Annotated in this window: 22 protein-coding genes; 5 read left to right on the top strand and 17 right to left on the bottom strand. The window is 50.5% G+C overall.

Features of this window, described 5'->3' with window-relative positions; all coding sequences use genetic code 11:
- Positions 1–88 precede the first annotated feature (88 nt).
- A complete protein-coding gene (locus CJP46_RS18575; protein ID WP_094597121.1) occupies positions 89–1,015 on the bottom strand; it encodes an AraC family transcriptional regulator in 927 nt (308 codons plus the stop codon).
- A gap of 151 nt (positions 1,016–1,166) precedes the next feature.
- On the opposite strand from CJP46_RS18575, the gene CJP46_RS18570 reads away from it, so the two are divergent.
- A complete protein-coding gene (locus CJP46_RS18570; protein ID WP_094597120.1) occupies positions 1,167–2,363 on the top strand; it encodes an acyltransferase family protein in 1,197 nt (398 codons plus the stop codon).
- 499 nt (positions 2,364–2,862) lie between these two features.
- Here the strand turns inward: CJP46_RS18570 and CJP46_RS18565 are convergent, their stop codons facing one another.
- The 5 genes from CJP46_RS18565 to CJP46_RS18545 form a co-directional block, all read right to left on the bottom strand.
- Positions 2,863–3,705, bottom strand: coding sequence for a Gfo/Idh/MocA family oxidoreductase (locus CJP46_RS18565; RefSeq protein WP_094597119.1), 843 nt, complete (start codon positions 3,703–3,705; stop codon positions 2,863–2,865).
- Complete coding sequence (locus tag CJP46_RS18560; RefSeq protein WP_094597118.1) at positions 3,702–4,784, bottom strand: Gfo/Idh/MocA family protein; 1,083 nt, start codon at positions 4,782–4,784, stop codon at positions 3,702–3,704. Before CJP46_RS18560 ends, CJP46_RS18565 begins: the two co-directional genes overlap by 4 nt.
- Before the next feature lie 215 nt (positions 4,785–4,999).
- Positions 5,000–5,383 (bottom strand): DUF302 domain-containing protein, encoded by a 384-nt coding sequence (locus tag CJP46_RS18555; RefSeq protein WP_094597117.1) that lies wholly within the window; start codon positions 5,381–5,383, stop codon positions 5,000–5,002.
- Positions 5,384–5,446: 63 nt separating this feature from the next.
- On the bottom strand, positions 5,447–5,836 hold the full coding sequence (locus tag CJP46_RS18550; protein WP_094597116.1) for a rhodanese-like domain-containing protein: 390 nt from the start codon (positions 5,834–5,836) through the stop codon (positions 5,447–5,449).
- A 99-nt stretch (positions 5,837–5,935) separates the two neighbouring features.
- Positions 5,936–6,265 carry a rhodanese-like domain-containing protein gene (locus CJP46_RS18545; RefSeq protein WP_094597115.1) on the bottom strand — a complete coding sequence of 110 codons (330 nt, stop codon included), beginning with the start codon at positions 6,263–6,265 and terminating at the stop codon, positions 5,936–5,938.
- A 234-nt stretch (positions 6,266–6,499) separates the two neighbouring features.
- On the opposite strand from CJP46_RS18545, the gene CJP46_RS18540 reads away from it, so the two are divergent.
- Positions 6,500–7,339 carry an alpha/beta hydrolase gene (locus CJP46_RS18540; protein ID WP_094597114.1) on the top strand — a complete coding sequence of 280 codons (840 nt, stop codon included), beginning with the start codon at positions 6,500–6,502 and terminating at the stop codon, positions 7,337–7,339.
- 145 nt (positions 7,340–7,484) lie between these two features.
- Here CJP46_RS18540 and CJP46_RS18535 read toward each other — a convergent pair whose 3' ends face one another.
- The 3 genes from CJP46_RS18535 to CJP46_RS18525 form a co-directional block, all read right to left on the bottom strand.
- A complete protein-coding gene (locus CJP46_RS18535) occupies positions 7,485–8,045 on the bottom strand; it encodes a cupin domain-containing protein (RefSeq protein WP_094597113.1) in 561 nt (186 codons plus the stop codon).
- Between the two features lie 503 nt (positions 8,046–8,548).
- Positions 8,549–9,451, bottom strand: coding sequence for an AraC family transcriptional regulator (locus tag CJP46_RS18530; RefSeq protein ID WP_094597112.1), 903 nt, complete (start codon positions 9,449–9,451; stop codon positions 8,549–8,551).
- A gap of 420 nt (positions 9,452–9,871) precedes the next feature.
- Complete coding sequence (locus tag CJP46_RS18525) at positions 9,872–10,285, bottom strand: winged helix-turn-helix transcriptional regulator (protein ID WP_143812996.1); 414 nt, start codon at positions 10,283–10,285, stop codon at positions 9,872–9,874.
- A gap of 112 nt (positions 10,286–10,397) precedes the next feature.
- On the opposite strand from CJP46_RS18525, the gene CJP46_RS18520 reads away from it, so the two are divergent.
- On the top strand, positions 10,398–10,871 hold the full coding sequence (locus CJP46_RS18520; RefSeq protein ID WP_094597110.1) for an SRPBCC family protein: 474 nt from the start codon (positions 10,398–10,400) through the stop codon (positions 10,869–10,871).
- 281 nt (positions 10,872–11,152) lie between these two features.
- Here CJP46_RS18520 and CJP46_RS18515 read toward each other — a convergent pair whose 3' ends face one another.
- The 3 genes from CJP46_RS18515 to CJP46_RS18505 form a co-directional block, all read right to left on the bottom strand.
- Positions 11,153–12,382: a multidrug effflux MFS transporter gene (locus tag CJP46_RS18515; protein ID WP_094597109.1), complete on the bottom strand. Its 1,230-nt coding sequence runs from the start codon at positions 12,380–12,382 to the stop codon at positions 11,153–11,155.
- A gap of 248 nt (positions 12,383–12,630) precedes the next feature.
- Positions 12,631–13,005, bottom strand: coding sequence for a hypothetical protein (locus CJP46_RS18510; RefSeq protein ID WP_094597108.1), 375 nt, complete (start codon positions 13,003–13,005; stop codon positions 12,631–12,633).
- Between the two features lie 224 nt (positions 13,006–13,229).
- Positions 13,230–13,799, bottom strand: coding sequence for a TetR/AcrR family transcriptional regulator (locus CJP46_RS18505; protein WP_094597107.1), 570 nt, complete (start codon positions 13,797–13,799; stop codon positions 13,230–13,232).
- 119 nt (positions 13,800–13,918) lie between these two features.
- Between CJP46_RS18505 and CJP46_RS18500 the strand changes: the two genes are divergently transcribed.
- A complete protein-coding gene (locus CJP46_RS18500) occupies positions 13,919–14,929 on the top strand; it encodes an NADP-dependent oxidoreductase (RefSeq protein WP_094597106.1) in 1,011 nt (336 codons plus the stop codon).
- Positions 14,930–14,931: 2 nt separating this feature from the next.
- Positions 14,932–15,225 carry a putative quinol monooxygenase gene (locus CJP46_RS37585; RefSeq protein WP_094597105.1) on the top strand — a complete coding sequence of 98 codons (294 nt, stop codon included), beginning with the start codon at positions 14,932–14,934 and terminating at the stop codon, positions 15,223–15,225.
- 156 nt (positions 15,226–15,381) lie between these two features.
- On the opposite strand, the gene CJP46_RS18490 is transcribed toward CJP46_RS37585, so the two are convergent.
- From CJP46_RS18490 to CJP46_RS18470, 5 genes are all read right to left on the bottom strand, one after another.
- Positions 15,382–16,641: an FAD-binding protein gene (locus tag CJP46_RS18490; RefSeq protein WP_094597104.1), complete on the bottom strand. Its 1,260-nt coding sequence runs from the start codon at positions 16,639–16,641 to the stop codon at positions 15,382–15,384.
- 331 nt (positions 16,642–16,972) lie between these two features.
- Positions 16,973–17,548, bottom strand: coding sequence for a dihydrofolate reductase family protein (locus tag CJP46_RS18485; RefSeq protein ID WP_094597103.1), 576 nt, complete (start codon positions 17,546–17,548; stop codon positions 16,973–16,975).
- Positions 17,549–17,693: 145 nt separating this feature from the next.
- Complete coding sequence (locus CJP46_RS18480; protein WP_094597102.1) at positions 17,694–18,185, bottom strand: DinB family protein; 492 nt, start codon at positions 18,183–18,185, stop codon at positions 17,694–17,696.
- Between the two features lie 206 nt (positions 18,186–18,391).
- Positions 18,392–19,132, bottom strand: coding sequence for an SDR family NAD(P)-dependent oxidoreductase (locus tag CJP46_RS18475; protein WP_094597101.1), 741 nt, complete (start codon positions 19,130–19,132; stop codon positions 18,392–18,394).
- Positions 19,133–19,170: 38 nt separating this feature from the next.
- Positions 19,171–20,358, bottom strand: a complete 1,188-nt coding sequence (locus CJP46_RS18470; RefSeq protein WP_094597100.1) for an epoxide hydrolase family protein — start codon at positions 20,356–20,358, stop codon at positions 19,171–19,173.
- Positions 20,359–20,369 lie beyond the last annotated feature (11 nt).

Here is a 20,369-nt window from a genome sequence, read left to right as displayed (position 1 = left end):
CTTGCCGCCGTCAACTACCCACATGTTATCATGTAAGCGTTTTAGTTAATTTCACTATTGTCTCTACAAATTGGATTATCGTTAAAATTTAAAACGATTTGCCCAGCACCTGTTTTCGGAACTGGTTCGGGGAAATGCCCGTGTATTTTTTGAAAATCCGGCAAAAATACGCTAGCTCGTTGAACCCCGTGGCATAGCATACGTCCGTGATGGACATGGACGGCCGCTGCAGCAGGACGAGCGCGTTGGATATGCGTAAATCGACGAGATAGCGGTTGAAGGTCTTGCCCGTCCACTCTTTGAACAGCCGGCAAATCGTTGGCTTCGACATGTTGGATATGGCGCAGATATGCTCCAGCTTGATGTCCTCATGCGCATTCCGGTCGATGTATTCGACGACCTTGTTCATCGTGCCGCGGTACCTTTCGATTTTTTGGAACCCGGCCTTCACCAGCTCCCCGTTCACCTGGCGGATGATGATCGACAGCAGCTGCAGGAGGCTGGCCTTCAGCACGATTTCAAAAAAGGGCGTCCGCTCCTCGTATTCCCCGAGCATGTCCTGGAGCAAACCGCGGATTCTGCCGTCCGTGACGCCGTCGAAGACGATCTGCGAGTGCGGCGTACAGTCCGACAGCGAGAAATGCTTCAAATACTCGGCGTCGAAAAACCTCCGCTCTCCCGAAGGGTCCGCAAAGCGCTCGTTGATGAAGGACGGCATAAATTCGCAGCCGAGAATCTCCCCCTCTGTCACGAAGGCCTGCACGCGATGCAGCGTAAAGGGGGGAACGAGGAACAAATCGCCTTGCCGGATCCGGTACTGCCGATTACTGATCGTGTGCACGAACTCGCCTTTGGATACGTACCATATCTGATAATAGTCATGGAAATGGGTGGACAAGCTGACGAGGGTGTTCATCCGGTACATCTTGCAGTGCAAATCCGCCAGCATTTCGAGCTTGGAATTGAAATAGATGACTCCGGCGCGGGTCAATCGATCGATATCGAGCTTTTTCATTCGGCATGACTCCTCTCTGCGGTTCCTAGAAATGACGGCCTTTTTCGCAAGCGCCCGTTTGGGGCTGATGGAACTTGATACGGAAGTACAATCTTTCCCCTCGTGAATCGCCTAGAATGGGATTCAAAAATCGAGGGAGGCTTGCACTTGCATGAAGACTAAAATCGCTTATTTGGATGGTTTAAGAGGACTGGCGGCCTGCGTGGTCGTCGTTTCCCATTTTTTTCAGATCTTCGCGCCGTCCGTCTTCGAAGGAAAACCGGAGATCGCCCACTTTCCCTTTGAAGGCTTGGCTGCGCGAACGCCGCTGAACCTGATGTTTAACGGCAACTTCTCGGTTTGCGTCTTTTTCGTTCTGAGCGGATACGTGCTGAGCTGGCGCTATTTTCTCACGAAAGATAAGATGCATATCTACGCGTCCGCGCTGCGCAGGTTTTTCCGGCTCGCCATTCCGGCTTCGCTGTCCGTTTGCCTCGCTTTCGCGGTCATGCGGCTGGGCTGGGGATTTTATGACGACATCCGCCAAACGACCCAATCATCGATGCCCGATCCGTTCGCGGCCAGTCCCCGTGTTCTCGCCATGATCCAGGAGGCGCTGTACCACACCTTCTTCACTTATGGGTCCGCTTACAATCCAGTGTTATGGACCATGACCTACGAGCTGCTGGGCTCCTTCCTCATTTTCGGGTTTCTGCTGGTTCTCGGCCGCTTCAGGCTGCGGATCATCGGTTACGCCGTGCTTGCGGTGCTCCTCGCCGATTCCTATTACCTCGGGTTCGTGCTCGGCATGGCGCTCAGCGACCTGACGTACAGCGGCCGCAACCGGCTGACCGCCGTTCTTCCGCCTTGGAGCGCTCCCCTGTTTCTGGGCGCCGGACTGTATCTCGGCTCTTTCCCTTACGTGGGGACCGAGAACACCCTCTACTCCATCCTGGTATGGAAAGGCTCGTCCACCTTTTCGTTCTTCGTGTTCTACCATACGCTGGGTGCTTGCCTAACCTTGACGGCCCTGCTGGTCTCGCCCCGCCTCAAGGCGCTGTTCGGCCGGCAGCCTTTCCTCTATCTCGGCACCATATCCTTTTCCCTATACCTGGTTCACTTCACTATCATTTGCTCGCTGGGGTCCTATCTGTTCTATCAACTCCACCTCCTGTTCTCTTACGGCCTCAGCACAGTCCTCACCGTTATCCTAACAACTCCTTTTATCTTTGCATTAGCTCATTTTTTCTGCAGGTTCGTCGACGCTCCCACGCTGGCAACGCTCGGTCCGTGGAGCAGGCGGGTCATGGATCGGCTGGTTCGGAAAAAGCCCGGCGGCATGCCGGTTGAAAAATCGAAGGGGATTTAGCATTAGCTTCTGGCGTTTATGCGATGGAAAAAGGGAACAAAATTCTTAACATTGTGCAAAGTGGCCGCTGCGGTTACGGATCGTTCTTCCGATCGCTGTTGTTTCCAAATTTCTTGGTTTGAAATCTCCAAAAGGTAGAAATTCGCAAACAAAGGCGATGCTTTCGAAGCGAGCTTTCCTGCGGAAAGCTTGTAGGCGAACGCTACCGCTTCTACAGTTCGATTCCGTCCCCTCCGCTGCTTTTGCTTTTAGAGAGGCACTTATGACGTTTACTAAAGTCTTTTGTTCATCTGGCTACAGTTCACAGATTCGAACCCCTCGGGCCAATCCATCCCAATGCAAAAAATCTCCAGAGACTCGTTGTCAACGCGCGCCGTGCACTGACAACGAGTCTCCATGGAGATTGAATGCTGCCGCCCTAATATGAGTTCGGACGCAACGCAAAGCAGCCATTCCCGTTCTCCGGGAAAATGGCTGCTTTGTACTGTTTTGCCGCTTATTAGCTCTTCGGCAGATCGATCCACTGATACGGCTGCTTGGCGGCGATCTGGCCGTTCTCGATGATCGACATGATGGCGATCGTCTCGCCAGGCGGCACGCTCGCCTGTCCAGTCTCGAAAAACGTCACCAGATCCCGGATGAAGCGCTGAAAATAGTCCGAGGCCGGCTGTACGACGCGGCAGGTAGCCGAGTCGTAGTTGATAACCAGCATGAACGGGCAGCCCCGACCCGGCTGCTGGATCGTTGCCTGGCGGCCGCCCGCGAACTCGATCAGCAGGGCCGGCGCAGCCTCCGTGCCGACGAACATGACGCGCTTCGCGTCCGTACCCATGAGCGCGACGATCGGCTCGATCTGGTGGATCGAATAGTTCTCGAACGAGCCCGGGCCAAGGCTCGAAATCACCCGAATCCCCGCGCGCTCGATCTCCCCGTATTCGTCGGCGTAACGCAGCGCGGAAGAGGAATACAGCGGTGTGTAATGCTGCGCGGCCCGCTCAAAAAGGCGCAAGGCAGCTGCACGGTCCGGGGCAAACGTCTTGTCCACGTAAGTCGGCTTCCCCGAGGCCAGCGGCAGCTCCGCAAGCCTCTCGTGCTGCTCCGGGTTGTCGGGCGACAGCACGATGAGATAGTCGCTTTGGGCGATCACCTCTTCGATCGTGTCGCACCACGTCACGTCATGCTTTGCACACCATTCCCGATTGGTGAGCCCATGCTCCGCGTCCTTGATCGCATGCGCAAAGGCGACCTCCATCGCCCCGCCCGAGGCGTCCTTGATCCATCCGGGATATTGGTTGGCATGCCATTCGTCTAGATAGTAGTCGATAAAGCCGATTTTCTTCATGCCGGCGCCACTCCAGCTTCCGCTAAAGAGATCTCGCGGGTTTCTTCGGAGGATTGGTAAATGGCTTCGATCATCTGCGCAGTCAAAATCACCGTGTCAATGTGCGACGGCAGCTTTTCACCGGAATGGATGCCTGCGATAAAGCCGTCGATCTCTTCCTGGAACGCATTGGTTTTCGGATAGTTCGGCGTGCTTTCGATCAATGCGCCGTGCTTCGCCGAATACAGCGTAAACTCCTGGCCGTACTGAAGGCGGATGCCCGCCTTGTCGCCGAGGAAATCGATGTACGTTTCTTCCACGCCGATGTTTTGCGCCCAGGCGCCGTTGACCGATATCGACGGGCCTTCGGTCCGAATCATCGCCGTCACGAAGTCGTCGACGTCATAGCTGCCCTCATAGTTTGGGGGACCCGCCCACATGTTCAGGTAAGCGTAATTTTGCATGTCTTTGCCCAGTTTGGAGTACGCCTCCCCCGTCACCGTCTTCGGCCGCGGATCGCCCGCGCAGTACATGACGATATCCAGGTAATGAACGCCCCAGTCAATCAGCGCCCCGCCGCCGGCGACCGCCTTGGTCGTAAAGTCACCTCCGAGCCCGGGAATGGAGCGATGCGCGCGGAAGCTGACCACGACGTGGTACAGCTCGCCGAGCTCGCCGCTTTCGATCATCTGCTTGATGATGTTGACGCCTTTATTGAAGCGGTTGACGACGCCGATGTTCAGTGTCATGCCGGTTTCATGCTGCACTTTCTGCATCTCCAGCGCCTCCCGGTACGTCCTCGCCGCCGGCTTTTCGCACAGCACATGCTTGCCCGCCCGCATGCAGTCGATTGCGATCTGAGCATGGACGTTGTTCGGCGTGCAGATCGACACCGCCACCACGTCCGGGTCCTCCAAAATGACCTGATAATCCTCCACCGCCGTGCCGCACCCGTACTGCAGGGCCGCCTTCTCGGCCCGCTCCTTGCGAATGTCGCAGAAATACTTGATCTCGGCATCCTTGTTCGCCATGTACGCCGGGATGTGCGCATTGTTGGCAATGGTCCCGCAGCCGATCACGGCTACAATCGTTTTTGACATAACTTGTTCCCTCCGATGGTCTGAACCCGGTGTGGAAGATCCGGATTGCAGAGAGTATTTTGACCGGCAAAATGATCCAAAAAAAATGCCGTCAGCCTTCTCAGCTGACAGCATTTCATTCGTCCATCGATCACGGCCAACTTACCGACATGTTATCATGTAAGCGGTTTAGTTGATTTTACTATCGTATGGGAAAATAGGATTATCGTATCCGTTTATATACTCTTATCCACACATACCGTCAGGCGCTTTTCGATATCGGATGCAATGCTCATCAAAGCATCATTTTCTGCCAACCCGATCAAAGCCGTTGGTTTCGGCATGCCGATCTTGGTTGTTCCGTTCTCCACGTACACGGCCAGCTTGCACGGCAGGAAATATCCGACCAACGCATCTTCGGACAATACCCGTCTAGCTTCAACCGGATTACAAACCTCCAGGATCTCATACGGCATATCGAACTCAACACCCTTCTCGTGAAGCTTCTCCTGCATGTCCAACCGCCATAGGACGCCGAACTTTTCCGCCTTCAGATTTTCCGTCAGAGCTTCGATCGCTTGTTCAATGGTTTTGGTCGTTTCAACCGTGTAATGAAACATCGCATGTCAGCCTCCCGTTTTGATCTCGCCATAGATTACCTTAACCAAACATAAACATGAATATTACTTACGTGTCAGTTTACCGTTCCAGGCGCCCAAACCGCCCTGTAAATGCCCAATCTGCTTGTGCCCGTTTTTAAGCAGCATCTTCGCCGCGCTTTTACTGCGCATACCGCTTCGGCAGTAGAGGAGCACCGGTTGATCCTTCGGGATTTCAGTGAGCAATCCGGGCAGTTGGGACAGCGGCATGTTTTGGGACCCGGCAATAAATCCCCCCTCAAATTCACTCGGTTCACGGACATCGATCAGTATGGGTTTACCCGGCTTTTTCAATTCGTTACTAAACTCCTGCGCGTTTAGGTTCCGGAGTCCTTTAACCGGTTTTAACCTCGTAAATACAGACCATCCGAACAACGCGATGACAACGAAATTGATGATTGTTCCCGTTTCCAACGTTTTCACATCCTTTAGCTTTCGCTTGTTTCAGAAAAGCATGAGCTTGTACCGTTAACAGCTGCCGGAATCCACGCTTATGCAGAATGCGGGCAATTTTTATTGTTTTGCCAGAGGTTTGCGGACAACATCATTCCAGTCGTTCAAGCCTCCAGTCATATTCACCACGTCGAATCCTTTTTCGCTCAGCAATTCACAGGCAAGGCCGCTTCGATTGCCGCTGCGGCAAATCACGATGATCTCCTTCGACGAATCAAGCTCATGCAGTCGTTCCGAAAGTTGCCCTATCGGAATATGCTTGGCACCTTCTACATGACCCGCAGCCCATTCCGCGGGCTCGCGAACATCCAGCATATACAACTTCTCACCATGATTCAGTCTTGATGCCACTTCCTGCGGTGTCGTTGCTTTGGGAAATTTGAATGCCATGCTATTTCACTCCTTATCGATGTTAGTTTAGCGACTCTTGAGACTATCAGCTCGACCGCTTACACTCATATACATATACCCCTATAGGTATATTAATTGCGGTTAGACCCTTTGTCAACTTTGGCACGTCCCTGTGAGGAATTACCAATAGGAAAAACGCATCCCAACCGATACCCTTGATTCATATTCAGTTCATAAAGCTGCTTTATGATCTTCTTACAAGGAGGAGATGAAATGAGTATGATAAAAGCGGATATGTTATCTGTGCCTGGAGCAAACATCCACTATGAGGTGCGCGGGGCAGGGCCTGTACTTCTGATGATCCACGGAGGATGCGGGGACGCCGACGTATTTCTAGAGGTCGCGGACCACCTTGCAGATCAGTATACGGTCGTTACTTACGACCGCCGGGGCCACTCCCGCAGCAAGCTCACCAATCCGGCTGAGGAATACCGGATCGAGACGCACAGTGACGATGCTCACCGACTCTTGGCCGCGTTAACCGATGAGCCGGCTTACATTTTCGGCAGCAGCTCCGGCGCGGTGATTGGTCTTGATCTGACAATGCGCTATCCCGGCCAGGTGCACGCGTTGATTCCGCATGAACCACCCTTGCTTGATCTTTTACATGGCGATGAACGGTCACAGGCCAGGACGATCATGGAGGACCTGATCGCCGATCACCGCAAGTTAGGCTTATTCCCGGCTTTTTTCAAGTTCACTTCGTCCATTGGACTGCAAGACGATGACGGCCCTTCTTCACCGCCAAGCGATGAGCAAAAGGAACGCATGATTGCAAATATGGAATACTTCATGGCAAATGAAGCGCCGGGCGTGCTCGGTTATGCTTTCAATCTGGAGCAGCTCCAAACTGCGCTATCTCACTCGGCTGCCCAGGTCCGCCCCGCTGTAGGCAGCACTTCCAGAAATTATTTTCCCGCCCGCTCCGCCGAAGGATTGGCAGAACGTTTGGGGGTAGACATCGCCGAGTTCCCGGAAAACCACATTGGCTACCAGGTGCAGCCCAAGCCGTTTGCCGAGCGGCTGAAAGAGGTTTTGAGCTCACTATGGTAATGTAATGCACGAAGAAGCCAAGAAGGCCACGCCCCTCCTCTTGGCTTTTTCCCACATCTCTTACTGACGGATGAATGTTGCCATTCGATCCGAAAAGCAACGCGAAAACGCCGGTGTGACCACCATTCCGGTCAGGGTGCAAGCGTCAAATCCGGTACCCGATCGCTTTGGCCAGCCTCGCCAAGCCTCCCAAAAACACTTTTTGCGCCCACTGAGGAGGCCCGGCGAGGTACCCGTCAATGCATTCCCAAGCCAATCCCAGCCACAACGGGTTGCGCGGGACCCCTTGCGCTGTCAGCTTGCCCGCGCATTCCAGCTTGTGGATCAGGCTGAACATATTCCCGTGCAGCCCCGGCGGACGAATTTCATGGATAGCTACCAGAGGCTGTTCGCCGACATTCCAGAACTGATGGACTTGGTTCGGATGAATCGTCAGTTGTCCGCCCGGTTCGAGAACGCTCTCCTTCCCATCCACAAGGAACCGCATACGGCCCTCCGCTACTTGAAAGGATTCCGTAAGAACCGGGTGCCAGTGGGGGCCGTTCATTGCTCCCGGCCGCGTCACTCGATGTTCGATGATCAGGAAATCACCCTTCTCGTCCGTCCCTCTTGCCGCATAAGTGACCGTCCGTCCATCGGGATGAACCAATGTCTCGCCTACTGTGATTTTCCTTTCCGCTTGCTTCCGTTCCGCCGTACCGCTCATAGGTCCCGCCTCCCTTGTGTTCTCAATTTTCTGATACTACTCGAATGGCAGCAGATGCAAATACTTCCTATCTACAAGGTTAAGCCGCTATCCGCTTCATGTCCAGAGGGTCGGTTGTCCTTCGAGCGAAGCAGCTCCTGCAGGGGACAATTGTATTATTTTCGCTTCTCTTTCATCAAGGCTAATTTCTGGATACAACATTCTGAGTGATAGATAACCAGTGAAGAATCCGGATCTTATAAATTATATAAATCGTCTAATCGGAAGAAGTTAATCCTCCATTTACTATGGCTCTTCGCTCTAAGTACAATGTTAAAAGACCGCTCTTTTGATAAAAGAACGGTTTTTTACAAAATCACTTTATCACCTTATATATACAACTCATAAATTCCATTACAGTCCCCGAACGCAATCTTAATAGTATAGAGTGATGAATACCTTGCATACTTGAGACAATTATGTTCGATCCTTTGGGGATGGCCAATACGTTATTACATAATCGGCTATATCTTTTTTACCGGCCGCAGCACAGCATAGCCATATCCCTCTGGGAAATGCCGCTGGTAGTCCTGTTTGATCCCATCATCCCATTTGTAACCCATACCTTTGGGGTCGAAGTTCCAAGCCACTTCTTCAACTGTTCTCATAACAGCGCCATTATCCTTCAGGTAGTCGAAAGGCGGGTGAAAAAAGACCAAATATTCCGATTCCGGAATTTCCCTGCATTCCATCCCTTCCGGAATGGGCCTGTCGTACTCCAGTGAAACGGGGATTCCATACAAGTACCCCTTTTGACCATTTTGGTAAAACCATCCCGCCGTCTGACCCAGTTGTCCAGGGAGGGTGTGGTTGGACATACTCTCCAGCGTGCCGCTGATCTCGTCACAAGAATGTCCGTTTCCCCAGAAGTCCCCATAGTTTGCTGCGGAACTGTCCCAAATCCCGATAAATTTGTGCGCCGGAATGAACTCGACTTTGATCTCCGCTGGTTGCAAATGCAACTTGCTCATCTTATCCCGCTCCTTGATCAAATAATGATAAGGCGAGAAAACCTCCTGACGAATAGCCAACTTAATAGGTCGGGGAGCTTTTTGGTAGGCTGCGGGGGTGAGCTGAAAAGCTTTGTTGAACGCACGTGTAAACGCCTCTTGTGATGAGAACCCGTACTTTAGGGCAATATCCAGAACCCGCTGGTCCGTGTCGCGGAGCTCCAAGGCGGCATGACTGATTCTTCGAGTCCAGACGTAATCCCGTAATGTTATCCCGGTCAATTGGTTGAACTGCCTGGAACAATAGTAAGGGGAATACCCTAACTGCTCCGACATCTTCAATAAAGACGACCTCTCCGTTATATTGGCTTCGACCCAATCCACCATAAGCTGGACCATTTCGTTCCACTCGTACATGGAAGTCCTCCCTCCTTTCCCTTCGATCATAGCACTGGCGATCTTCGCATATTTGATTCGAGTTGCACAATAAAAACCTATCATTCCTTGTGATAAGCTTCACCGCGCTGTCTGTAACGGCAAGTTTTTGAATTAGAACAAGGTGCTGTCCAAAGTCATTTTTTCCATTTTTACGTCCCCACTTAAAGTGTGGAATCCGCAAACAATAAGCTCCCATCTCCACTTTAGCAGTGGTTCAGGAAGCTTATTTGTTTACATTTGGGATTGGCTCATTCCGCTCTACCCTTTTGGGACAGCCCCCTGGGCTAAAACCCACTGTTTTCAGCTTTGTTGACCGATCGCTTCGAGACCGATATTGATACTTTCTCCGTATGCAGCTATTTTCATGGCTTAAGAACGTAGGAATTGCGACGCGATTTCTTATGATGTAATATCGTCGAAATTCTGCAAAAGGCGCAGCTCCAGCCCTTTTTCGTTTGTTGTTAGTTCTTGCATGATCGGAATAGTCATATCGGTATTAGGGTTATATTTCAGGCCCCAGTGCATAATGGCAAAAACGACCGGAAACAGGTCAAGTGCCTTTTGTGTTGGTCGGTACATGGTTTGTGCGCGGTTTGAATCTCCTTCTATCTTGACGAGCAGGCCTGCTTCGACGAGCGATTGGAGCCGTGCGCTCAAAATATTAGTTGAGATGTGCTCGCGTGAAGCAAGAAACTCGCGGTAATACCGCTTGTTATGGATAAGGACGTCACGAAGTATGACTAGGCTCCAGGGATCACCCCATATGTCGAGCGCATATACGATTGGACAAACTGTGGAAGGTCGCTTTTTCATGAGAATGATTATACAATTCGTGCTTGCATTTCGCAAGTTTGTACTTGCATTTTGCAAGTACGGAATTTATACTCGGTGTGTAGTCAACAATTAACGAGGGGAGATAACTTGCATGAATCAAAGTTACAGCACTTTTTTTAAGGTAGACCAAAACCCCGAAGAAGTCTTCGCCGCCATCAATAACGTCCGCGGATGGTGGTCTGAGGAAATTGAGGGCACTACCGACGAACTCGGTGAATTTAAGTACCACTACCAAGATATTCACCGCTGCACCATCCAAATCACCGATCTTGTTCCAGGTAAAAAGGTTGTTTGGCACATTACAGACAACTACTTTAACTTCGTAAAGGACAAGAACGAGTGGAAGGATACCGACGTCGTCTTTGAAATCGCCAAGAACGACGGCAAAACAGAAGTTCGATTTACGCACGTAGGCCTCGTTCCCACGTATGAGTGCTACGCCATCTGTACGGACTCCTGGGGCATCTACATAAGCGGCAGCCTTCGCGACTTGATCACCAAGGGTAAGGGCCAGCCCAACCAAAGCGAGCAAATTGCAAACAAACACGGCATAAAGAATTCTTAGAACCCCCTTGCCATAGACCGAAGCTCGGCGCTTAGCAACCAAGGCTTTACCAAGAGATTGCGCTGCCTCTTCTGAAAGCGTCGAGCAAAGTATTTGCAATAGTCAACGCAGACTCCTGCGGGTTTCTCCCCAAAAAACTTGTTTGTGATACGGTTCACCGCGGTTGATCTTAAAGTATCCTGCCCGTTAACATAACAACGGCAGCCGAACATTTTCGCCGGCTGCCGTCCTGTCATGATGGAGCTATTCTCATTAGCTGAACTGCACAAACTCAGTCTGATCTAAAAATTAGGCTCGGATTGGGCTTGTTGTGATGCTTCACGCGGAACTTTTCTTACCAGTACGAAATAAGCAAGCATGGCTGCAGCGCTCGTCGCTAAAATAATGACGCCTAGCGGAACGGCGGTGTTTTCACCTGCGATACCAACCAAAGGAGCAACCACCGCACCTAGAAGAAAAGGGATGACACCCAATAGCGCGGCAGCACTTCCTGCCATATTGGCCTGTCTCTCCATGGCGAGCGGAAACGCTGCAGTTGATGTAATGCCAATTGAACAAACAAAGAAAAACAGGGGTATGACCAAGGTGAACAGTGGACCATGGACTACAGCGACCACTAAAACGACGATGCTTGCAAATAAGGCTACCCATAAGCCAAATAGCAGAAATGTCTGTTCAGATATACGATGCGCCATCCGCCCCACTAATTGCGATCCTATAATCAAGCTGATGCCATTCGATCCGAAAAGCAATGCGAAAACGGCCGGTGTGACGCCATAAATATTTTGATAGATAAAAGGCGTTCCCGAAACATAAGCAAAGACACCAGCAATCATAATTCCCTGTGCCAACATGTAGCCGACGAACTGCCGATCACGCAAGAGCAGTCCGTAGCCGCGCAGCTGGTTTGCGAAGTTGGGTTTCTCGCGTCTTTCAGCTGGAAGAGTCTCCTTCAAACGCCATTTTGTCATCGCCAATAAGTAAATTCCTAGCAGGGCCAGTGCAATAAACACGCCGATCCACGTCGTGAACGAAAGAATGCCGCTGCCTGCAATCGGTGCAGCAAGTGGACCCAAGTTACCTACAAGCAAAAGCAAAGAGAAAAATTTAGTGAGTTCGTGACCGCTGTAAAGGTCGCGGGCTATTGCTCGCGAGATGACGATTCCCGCGGAAGCGGCAAATCCTTGGGCAAATCGGAATAGGATGAGCAATCCAATATTGGGTGCGAATGCGCAAGCCAACGAGGAGATGATATAAACGGCCATGGAAATCAGCAGCGGATTTCGCCTGCCATAAACATCGCTTAGCGAGCCCATAACGAGCTGACCTATGCCCAGTCCAAGCAAACAAGCCGTTAGGCTAAACTGGACGAGTGAAGCGTTCGTATTGAAATTCTTTGCGATTTCAGGAAATGCCGGTAGATACATATCAATCGTAAATGGGCCTAACGTCGAAAATAAACCCAACAACAAAGCCAGGCCGAAAACATTCCCTACATTATTTTTTCTCATTATGAATTGAATCTCCAATTCTAGTATGGTTTCTATGTTTCTATTCTCTGAAATACTGATATTTTTTACTCCAATCTCCTTTCCTAGTCTTCATTGTATCCTCTGCGTTTATTTCATGTTTAGTTGAAGTATAAGGCCTAGAGTTAACTGTAAGTCAAGGATTTTCGCTTATAAGCATAAAATAAAACCTCCTATTAGAGCATTTATTTCTAGATTGCTTCTAATAGAAGGTTTTAGACATTAGTTCATCATTGAATCACATCCGCCGTCGGCAATGTAATATACACGGCATCGATTTCACTTTTTTCATCCATTAATGCTTTGGCAATTCGATGTCCCCCATCAATTAATTGTCCATCTGAACATAATAATATGGGGTATTCCATGTTGGCATTGATAATCCGCTGACAATGAAGCGCAACATTGCGTATCGTCGGAACGGGTGTCCTCCTACTATCTGCAAACCAACAATCCTGATCCAGTTCCTTTATTGAATCAATGTTGATTTTATGAACGGGCAAGTGCTTAGATAATTCCCATAGTTTCTCTACGTCCCAGAAATGTCGCCTTCCATCAATCAACCTTCCGTGTATATGTTTCATTCGTGAAAGTAACTCTTCCACAATAATCACCTCCGTTTTTATAATAATCAATAGACGATAGGGATGTCGCGATCAGACATGTGTCTTAATCCATTCCTGCCCATCAACGTAACGACGGCAGCCAAACACTTCGCCGGCTGCCGTCTTGTCATATTTGAGCTATCGTTTCCCGTTAGTTCAATCTTTTGTAAGCAAAGCACGATATCGTTGTTCTACAGTCCACTATTAGGGTAGCACTAATTTAGCTACGCACTGAAATTGCTGCTCGATCGATTCGTCAAGATCGCACTCGCGATAATGCTGAAGAGATGCTCAGCCCGTGGCGCGGAAGAGGGCTGGTTGCTGAGCCATGCAAGCGCAGCAGCTAGCGAGAACAGATCATCACCATCCATGTCGGTACGCGCCAGGCCCTCGGCCTGAGCACGAGCGAGAAGTCGCGTGCCTGCCGTGCGCATCGTGACGCACGAAGCGTGGAGCGCGGACTCCGGGTCCTCCTTGGCTGCCATCATCACGTCCACAACGCCTTGATAGTTGCCCGTGAATGCAACGACGTCGCGTAGCCACGATACGAGTGCATGATCGGCTGAACTCGCCGTTTCAAGCTCACGCGCCTTTGTCGTAAACTCGTCGAAGCTTGAGCGGAGCAAAGCTTCGAGCAGTGCCTCTCTCGTCGGGAAATGACGATATAGTGTGCCTAGCCCGACACCAGCTCTGCGAGCGATGTCGCGCAGCGATGCATCGACGCCGTGCTCGGTTACAACGACGTTCGCGACTGCGAGTATGTGCTCATAGTTTTTTATTGCATCGGCTCGCATAGAATTCCTCCTTGACATCCGGAGCGGTGCTCCGTATAATTCTAAACGGAACAGTGATCCGATTATGTGGAGCACTGCTCTGGTAAGTATAACTCATCTACATGAAAGGAGAAAGCAAGATGTCTATAGATACAATGAAGGCGATTCGTCTGCATGAATTCGGCGGTCCTGAGGTACTGCGATACGAGGAGGCGCCATTTCCCGAACTGAAGCCAGGTGAAGTGCTTGTGCGCGTTCACGCGATTGGCATGAATCCCCCCGACTGGTACCTGCGTGACGGGTATAAGTCGCTTCCTCCTGAGTGGCGGCCGCCTGTGCCCTTTCCCATCATTCTAGGGTCGGACGTGGCGGGTGTCGTCGAGGCGGTAGCCACGGATGTGAAGGATTTCTCCGTCGGCGATGAAGTTTTCGGCATGGTTCGCTTTCCTAGCTTTGGGGAGAGCGCTGCTTATGCCGAGTACGTCGCCGCACCAGCGTCGGACCTTGCACTCAAGCCGGCTGGCATCGATTTCGTGCAAGCCGCAGGGGCGCCGATGGCTGGCCTCACCGCGTGGCAGTTTCTGATCGACCTGGGTCACAATGAACCGAACCCGCTTCAACCGGAGGTGCATCGCCCGGTGCCGCTCGGCGGTAAGACGGTGCTCGTCAATGGTGCCGCGGGCGGCGTGGGGCACTTCGCGGTACAATTGGCCAAATTGAAGGGTGCGCACGTCATCGCGGTGGCATCGGGGACGCATGAGTCGTTCCTGCGCGAGCTCGGTGCCGACGAATTCATCGACTACACCAAGAGTCTTCCCGAGGACGTCGCGCATGACGTTGATCTCGTCCTCGATACCCTCGGCGGTCCGACCACCGGTCGTTTCTTGCGTACGCTCAAGCGTGGCGGCACTTTGTTCCCGGTATTCTTAGGCTTCTCCGACGCCGAGGAGGCCGCAAAACTGGGCGTCACGGTATCGATGACTCAAGTGCGCTCAAACGGCCCGCAGCTGGCAGAATTAGGGCGATTGCTCGATGCCGGCAAAGTTCGCGTCGCCATCGACAGCACGTTTCCACTTGCCGATGCTCGCAATGCCCATGAACGAGCCGCCGGCGGGCACATTCAAGGCAAGATCGTGCTCACGGTCGTGTAACAATGATTATACTCATGGGTTACGTTCACCTAAATCCGTCTGATGTGAATGAGTTCACTGCAGACGTTCAGGCCGTCGTTTCCAGCACGAGAGCTGAAAAGGGATGTCTCTTTTATGCCTTTGCTTTGGAAGATGCACGAGCCGGACGCATACTGACTGTCCAGCGGTGGCAAGATCAAGAATCGATGACGGCCCATGTTGAAAAACATGAGTCTGCGCCGTTTTTAAAAAAGTGGGGAAACAGGATGAGAATGGACATTCTAAAATACGATATCCCGAACGAGCACGGGCAGTAACCCTATTTGCCATTGGTAAAAGAAATAAGGACTGCTTCAGCAGAAGTAAGAAGGATCCGCCGCAGCGGATCCTTCTGCTTTGTAATAAACTAAAATAGCGACTCATTGAACATAACCGCCCGTTTGCTTAATGATTAAGGTAATTCATACTTTACATCAATGCATAATGTAATGATCCAGGAACGTATTTCGAAACTTCCCTATTGGATCGTATCGAAGCAGCAGCTGACGGAAATCCGCTAACCGCTCATACCGGCCTTGTATCATTTCCGGCTCCATCGTAAACAGTTTCGCCCAATGCGGGCGTACTCCAAACGGTTCCAGTTCACGTTCTACAAGCGGAAGTAACTGGCGCACGCGTTCCCAATCCGGCTTCCACGTAAAATGCAAACCAACACTGTCTTGTCGGTAGCACGGGCTCATCCAGAGGGTATCCGCGGCAATGGTTCGTATCTCGGAAATGAAGAGCAGAGGCGAAATTCTATCACTCAGTTTACCTAGCGCACGTATCGCTTCGACCGCATGCTGCCTCGGAACGAAATATTCACTTTGCAGTTCATTGCCCGCGCTGGGGGTAAATTCCATGCGAAAATGTGGCAACCGTTCGTACCATGGTCCAGGAGTGCCTAACTGCTCGCTACAGTTCACCACAGATTGGCCAGTTACCATATGCCGTTTTTCCGGAGCTGGTGAAGCCCCGAAGAAATCAGATGATGCCTCATCCTCCCCGTTGATTCCCAACTTTCGTTTTACCCACACTTGATTGAATATGGGCTCTGCCCAATTCGTAAACAAGCTGACACTGTATGCGGAAGAGAAAATTTCGTCTATGCCACTATCCAGAGCAGAAAAAGGAAGACGATCATATACGGTCTGACTTACCTGAAACGAGTGTACTAAATCCAGTTGAAGCTTTGTGACGACTCCCAGTCCGCCAAGTCCGACAACCGCCCCATCGAACTCGGGGTCTATCCCGCGCGTGAGTACCGTAACTTCTCCATCCGATTTTATTAGCTCGATAGCACGGACAGAAGACGCCAGGCCTGCATTAAGATCGCCCGAGCCGTGCGTGGCTGTCGCCACCGCGCCAGCCACGCTTATGTGCGGTAGCGACGCTAAATTATGCAACGCGTAGCCATGATCTTCTAAATAGCGGCACAGATCGCCGTACCGAATGCCACCCTCGACGGTTACGGTTCTCTGTACGCGGTCGAGTTCGATGACCCGATTCATCTTTCGAAGCGAAAGCTGGCTGCCAGCGGTGTCGGCAATCCCGTTAAAAGAATGGCGCGAGCCAAGCACGCGTATGCTTGTGCGGCTAACTACTAAATCCTTGACCTCTTCTAGACTTTTAGGCTCAAGCAACTCCGTCGAGCAGTAGCGATAATTCCCGGCCCAGTTCAGCTGATCTCCCATAGGAACTCTCCTCTTTAATATGCTAGTTATTGTCTTGAATCTAATTGATTATTGGTTTACCTGAATGTCCAAATACGCCTCTAAACGGTCAGACTGAATCGGTACTTATAAACTTTATCAAACAAAGGCTATCACATCTTCATGTTAATTTTCCAGCGCTTTCTAGGTAAATCAACTTAAAACTAGGTATTCGGCATAGCGCACCACTATCCTGTCCGTTAGCGCAAAGAAGACAGCCGATCATCAAGATCGGCTGCCTTCATATGTCTCGTTTTCCCGTTAGCTCAATGCAACATCTTCAGTGTAAGGGTTACTAAGCTATGAAACTAGGTCATCTAACCGCCTGGTAGAAGAGACCAATGGCCCCAGAATCAAAAGTTTTATTTTCGATAAGTTTAAGATTGATCTTCTCTTTGAGGCCTTGGAATAACGGCAACCCGCTGCCGATCAGGACAGGAGAAACCGTGATCTTATACTCATCAATTAAATCAAGCTCCATAAGGTAGTGCGCGAACCTAGGACTGCCGAGGATGACCATATCTCTGCCTGGCTGCTGTTTAAGGTTCATGATCTCTTCTTTTACATTATCTTTCACCAGTCTGGAATTGTTCCATTCGACTTTCTCCAGCGTCGTGGAAAAAACGATTTTGGCTGTCTTTTCGATCCACTCTGCATGATCCAGTTCATGCTGCGAAGCTGATGGGTTCGAAGGCACAGTTGGCCAATAACTGTGCATCATCTGATAAGTCCCACGTCCCCAAATGACCGTGTCGGCAGTACTCAGAATTTCTTTCGCGAGTTTCTCCAAATCAGCATCGTAGGAAACCCAGCCAATGTCCATTTCGCCGTTTGGCCCTTCTACAAACCCGTCAAGCGATGAATGCAAAAATAAAACAAGTTTTCTCATTTTCAGTTCTCCTTTGTTCATGTGGTATGCTTACCATTAACTACATTTTACAACATTTCATTTCAGGCTGTTTATTATGGATTGCTAATTTAACCTGCCCGTTAGATGAAATTAAGATAAAGTCACTTTTGAAATATAACGACAATTATTTTTTAGGAATCTTAGAAATCCAATTCTTTATTGTTGAAAGATGCTCCGCATAATGCTGATAAGTGTTGTTTCCAAGCGCTCCGTCAACCGTATCCCCTAGCACCCGGGTGAATTCCCCGAATGGTTCAAATGTGGATTCCGGCAATTCTTCTATGACCGTTACAACCTGCCTAAAGGAGGCATCCCATGCCTGAATAATTTGTTCAAGAGATTGATTGCGTCGAACTGTAACGGCCTGCTCGTTAAATATATTAATATCGGTCTCCTCAGGCTCGTATGACTTGCCTGCAAGCGCATAGCGGATCTCAGTCAAGGCGAACTGTTCATGAGCGATAAAATGGGCGATGACCTCTTTTATGCTCCACTTACCGTTCACACCGGGTGTTTCCATCTGCTCGGGCGAAAGCCGCTTGATTCCTTCATTAAATTCTTTATATCCATGATGAAGCCGGCGCAGAAGTTCATCCTTGCCCACAAAGTCATCCATTACAATCCCTCCAACATGTGGTTAACACTAACACTATTTATCAGTAATTTCCTTGCATTGTACCATACGTCTTTGGGGTAGAATTATTTTACCTAAACTATACTGCCCGTTAGCTTAATAAAAAGAGCAGGCTACCGCAGCCTGCTAATTAATGGTTTGTTATTCAACAATATTGTCCTTCAGTTTCGTCGGTTGCGCCTTGAAATTTATAAGCCGCCCGTAACCGGAAGATATGTACCCGTTACAAACCGTGAGTCGTCTCCTATTAGAAAGGCTACAGCCCCTGCCACATCTTCAGGATTCGCGATACGTCTGAGCGGCGTAAAGTTACTAATGATTTGCTTGTCTGTATCCGACATAAATGCGGTAGCATCGGTTTGCACTAAACCTGGAGCGACCACGTTGGCCGTAACGCCTTGTGGACCGAACTCGTGAGCGATATAGGAAGAAAAGCTGTCCAGTCCTCCTTTCGCCGTTCCGTGCGCGATCATGTACGGCGACGGGTTTTTCCCCAAGCTGCTTGAAATATATATGATTCGTCCTGCCTTCTGTTCCACCATGGACGGAATAACCGCTTTTGTCGTTACGAAGGCAGCTTTGAGCTCATCATTCAGTTTTTGCGAAAATTCCTCCCACGTCATTTCTGCGAAGGGTTTTGCCACAAAATTCATATTTGCGTTGCAAACCAATCCATCGATCCGGCCGTAAGCCTCTTTCACCGAAACAACGAGTTGAGAAAATTGCTCTTGACTGCGTACATCCGCCTGCAGAGAGATGGCCTCCCTACCGGTCGAACGAATATCCGATACGACGGACTCCGCCGTTCCGTGATTGCTTAAATAGTTGACGACGACTGTTGCGCCTCGCGCAGCCAATAATAGACACGCTGCTTTTCCGATTCCTCTGCCTCCACCTGTTACAATGACGACTTTTCCTTTTAATTGCATTCTCCATACTCCCTTTCGTTTACGGGTTTGGAATGAAATTAGCGCAGCTTGTTAAAGAAAGCTCGAATGTCTTCGATTAACAAGTCCGGCGCTTCAAGTGCTGCGAAATGGCCACCTCTGTCAAATTCCGACCATTGCACGACATGATGATCGCGTTCGACCAACCGCCGAATCGAAGAATCGTTCGGAAATACGGCAACGCCTGTCGGAACGGAAGTTCGCGGCCCTGGCACCCCCCACGACACGGAATCTTCCTTGTAAATACGAGCCGAGGATCCCGCAGTCCCAGTAAACCAATATAACGATACGTTAGTCAGCAGCAGGTCGCGATCTACTGCATCTTCCGGAAGCGAAAAGGAAGGGTCGGTCCATTCTTTAAATTTCTCGATAATCCATGCCAACTGTCCGACTGGCGAATCCGTGAGGCCATACGACAGCGTCTGCGGACGCGTTGCCTGAATGACGGCATAGCCCGAGGCTTCAAAGCCATGAGAGGTCAACCTTTTGTATCGGTCCATTTCCGCATCGGTCAAACCCACGCTTTCCGAAGGATCTCCTGTAGGGAAAGCGGTCAACCCGTTGCAATGAATGCCAATAACACGATCCGGCGCAATGGCGCCTAGTTTCGGAGAAATAATGGCTCCCGTATCTCCTCCTTGTGCACCAAAGCGTTTGTAGCCTAATCGGCTCATCAGTTCCGTCCAAGCCTTTGCTACACGACTGGTGTTCCAACCAGGTGCCGTCGTCGGACCGGACAACCCGAAGCCTGGAATCGAAGGGATGACCACATGGAAAGCGTCCTCCGATCGGCCGCCATGCGCCTTTGGATCGGTTAGTGGTCCGATGATATTGATAAATTCGATAATGGACCCCGGCCAACCATGGGTTAGAATCAGCGGCATGGCGCCTTCTTCAGGAGATCGCACATGGAGGAAATGTATTTGTTGTCCGTCAATCGTAGTGGTATATTGCGGAAATCGGTTTAACGCTTCTTCATATTTTCTCCAGTCGTACCCAGTCAGCCAGTATTCTGCGAGTTCGGCAAGATAACGGACAGGTACACCGTAACTCCAGTCAACTCCGTCTAATTCGTCAGGCCAGCGGGTGCGTGCCAGGCGCTCACGTAAGTCGTCTATCGATTGCTCAGGAATATGGATTCGGAAAGGCTTGATATCGGCGTTATCGTTACTGGCGATGCTCTCAAGTGGTTGTTCAATTTTACTCATTCGGATTACCT

It is taken from the genome of Paenibacillus sp. XY044 (genome assembly GCF_002257645.1).
Lineage (GTDB): Bacteria > Bacillota > Bacilli > Paenibacillales > Paenibacillaceae > Paenibacillus_AQ.
This window is presented reverse-complemented; position numbering and strand designations above follow the sequence as displayed.

Coding starts and splice junctions, on each gene's coding strand:
- CJP46_RS18575 (WP_094597121.1), bottom strand. CDS start 1,015: ATGAAAAAGCTCGATATCGATCGATTGACCCGCGCCGGAGTCATCTAT.
- CJP46_RS18570 (WP_094597120.1), top strand. CDS start 1,167: ATGAAGACTAAAATCGCTTATTTGGATGGTTTAAGAGGACTGGCGGCC.
- CJP46_RS18565 (WP_094597119.1), bottom strand. CDS start 3,705: ATGAAGAAAATCGGCTTTATCGACTACTATCTAGACGAATGGCATGCC.
- CJP46_RS18560 (WP_094597118.1), bottom strand. CDS start 4,784: ATGTCAAAAACGATTGTAGCCGTGATCGGCTGCGGGACCATTGCCAAC.
- CJP46_RS18555 (WP_094597117.1), bottom strand. CDS start 5,383: ATGTTTCATTACACGGTTGAAACGACCAAAACCATTGAACAAGCGATC.
- CJP46_RS18545 (WP_094597115.1), bottom strand. CDS start 6,265: ATGGCATTCAAATTTCCCAAAGCAACGACACCGCAGGAAGTGGCATCA.
- CJP46_RS18540 (WP_094597114.1), top strand. CDS start 6,500: ATGAGTATGATAAAAGCGGATATGTTATCTGTGCCTGGAGCAAACATC.
- CJP46_RS18535 (WP_094597113.1), bottom strand. CDS start 8,045: ATGAGCGGTACGGCGGAACGGAAGCAAGCGGAAAGGAAAATCACAGTA.
- CJP46_RS18530 (WP_094597112.1), bottom strand. CDS start 9,451: ATGTACGAGTGGAACGAAATGGTCCAGCTTATGGTGGATTGGGTCGAA.
- CJP46_RS18525 (WP_143812996.1), bottom strand. CDS start 10,285: ATGAAAAAGCGACCTTCCACAGTTTGTCCAATCGTATATGCGCTCGAC.
- CJP46_RS18520 (WP_094597110.1), top strand. CDS start 10,398: ATGAATCAAAGTTACAGCACTTTTTTTAAGGTAGACCAAAACCCCGAA.
- CJP46_RS18515 (WP_094597109.1), bottom strand. CDS start 12,382: ATGAGAAAAAATAATGTAGGGAATGTTTTCGGCCTGGCTTTGTTGTTG.
- CJP46_RS18505 (WP_094597107.1), bottom strand. CDS start 13,799: ATGCGAGCCGATGCAATAAAAAACTATGAGCACATACTCGCAGTCGCG.
- CJP46_RS18500 (WP_094597106.1), top strand. CDS start 13,919: ATGTCTATAGATACAATGAAGGCGATTCGTCTGCATGAATTCGGCGGT.
- CJP46_RS37585 (WP_094597105.1), top strand. CDS start 14,932: ATGATTATACTCATGGGTTACGTTCACCTAAATCCGTCTGATGTGAAT.
- CJP46_RS18490 (WP_094597104.1), bottom strand. CDS start 16,641: ATGGGAGATCAGCTGAACTGGGCCGGGAATTATCGCTACTGCTCGACG.
- CJP46_RS18485 (WP_094597103.1), bottom strand. CDS start 17,548: ATGAGAAAACTTGTTTTATTTTTGCATTCATCGCTTGACGGGTTTGTA.
- CJP46_RS18480 (WP_094597102.1), bottom strand. CDS start 18,185: ATGGATGACTTTGTGGGCAAGGATGAACTTCTGCGCCGGCTTCATCAT.
- CJP46_RS18475 (WP_094597101.1), bottom strand. CDS start 19,132: ATGCAATTAAAAGGAAAAGTCGTCATTGTAACAGGTGGAGGCAGAGGA.
- CJP46_RS18470 (WP_094597100.1), bottom strand. CDS start 20,358: ATGAGTAAAATTGAACAACCACTTGAGAGCATCGCCAGTAACGATAAC.